Here is a 1,506-nt window from a genome sequence, read left to right as displayed (position 1 = left end):
TCACGCTCAATGTCGTGCATCTGTTCGAGTTGCAGTTTCTGTTGAGGAGTCAGTGTGATTTTCATGGTTTGTAGCATGATCCTGATTCTATTGAAAATCAAGCATCTTCAATGATCACGGGTATAGATCTTATCGTTATGTTTGTTCGATTTATTTTTACACTTCGATGCCTTTCAGGTTGTTGAGTTCAGCTTGTACTTTTTCAGATATATCCATTGCCTGATTAGCTATATTATCCTTTGAATATTCAGCAGGAATCTTAGTTATTAATTGATTAATATTATCTTTAAGCGTGCTTATTTCTTTTTCATATTTATCTGATAATGAATTTATATGGTTAAATTCAATCTGCAATTTCCAAAGATTTATCAACTCTTCATCTTTAGTTAATAAATTATTATTTAATTTTTCATTATCTTTCCTAAGATAATCATTCTCCAGTTCTAGTCGAGCGATATCCTCTTTGATAGATTTAAGCTTTCGTATTTCATTTTCGAGCTTAGATAGCTCGTCAAGTTTAGCCGTTTCAACAGACTCCAAGTCTTCAATAGCTGCATACAGCTCAACATTTTCAGCGCGAACTAGATTAAGTTCAGCTTCAATGATCTCAGACTTCTTCAATGCTGTAGCTTGAATATCCTGGTCGATATAAGCCCAAGCTTGGTTCATTAGGTCTTCTACATTTTTATATATTGATTTCTGTACATCTAAGAACCACTCCGGCCTTTCTCTCTTAACTATGGAAGGCTTCAATGCCCCCTTAATCACCCTAAAAGCTATACGAGCTTTCGAATGATCACCACCAACCAGTTGCCTTAGTGCTGTCATACTTGCAGGAGCATCATCAGTAAGAAAAGGAGCTAAATACACAGAAAATGGTAATCCCACCTTCGGATTCTTGCTCTCTTCTTCCATGGCAGCATTAAAGGCTTGCTCTAACTCTTGTTCATTTATCATAGCCATAAGAGTCTACCTCCGCTAGTAAGAGTGGTAAGACTACTCTTACTACTCTTACTATCCAGCAGCGATAATAAAACACTTGAAAGACTGCAATACAAATATGTTTTTATTGTGCGGTCAGCACTTATACTTATCTTCATTTTCTTTATTCTCATTATTATTGAATATGACAAAAGCAGTCCTACTTAAGGGCTGCTCTATTTCGTTCACTCATCATAAAGTGAAGGTATTTTACTTTTTAGGTCAGCACGCTTCGCAATTAAACTCTTGACAAGTAGTAGCTTATCAGCATTAATAGCAGATGCAGCAATATAAGCATCAACTTCATAAGAGAGAAAGCCAACTGACTTCTCTCCCATATTGATAGGCGGAGGGAATATCCCTTTAGTTATGTAACGATGTAATGTGGCTTTAGAAAGACCTATACCGAATCAACTTGAAGATGCAGGCTTGAGAACCTGAAAATGATCATTAATTCGAGATGTCAAAGAGCCTGCGATCTCTGGAAGAGTCACAGAAAAAAATTGGTCTATTGCCGCCTTGAAG

The 1,506-nt window shown here is 36.5% G+C and carries 2 protein-coding genes and 1 pseudogene; all 3 read right to left on the bottom strand.

Annotated elements, in window-relative coordinates:
* Positions 1-156: 156 nt before the first annotated feature.
* Entirely contained in the window at positions 157-963 is an 807-nt protein-coding gene (locus EYW48_RS21070; protein WP_277433034.1) for a hypothetical protein, read from the bottom strand.
* 203 nt (positions 964-1,166) lie between these two features.
* The gene (locus EYW48_RS21065; protein ID WP_277433035.1) at positions 1,167-1,385 is read right to left on the bottom strand and encodes an AlpA family phage regulatory protein; all 219 of its coding nucleotides are present in this window, start codon (positions 1,383-1,385) and stop codon (positions 1,167-1,169) included.
* Between the two features lie 6 nt (positions 1,386-1,391).
* Positions 1,392-1,506 (bottom strand): annotated as a pseudogene (locus tag EYW48_RS21060) (IS630 family transposase); the annotation flags it as partial.

The sequence above is a fragment of the Vibrio sp. 1180_3 genome (assembly GCF_029478545.1).
Lineage (GTDB): Bacteria > Pseudomonadota > Gammaproteobacteria > Enterobacterales > Vibrionaceae > Vibrio > Vibrio aestuarianus.
This window is presented reverse-complemented; position numbering and strand designations above follow the sequence as displayed.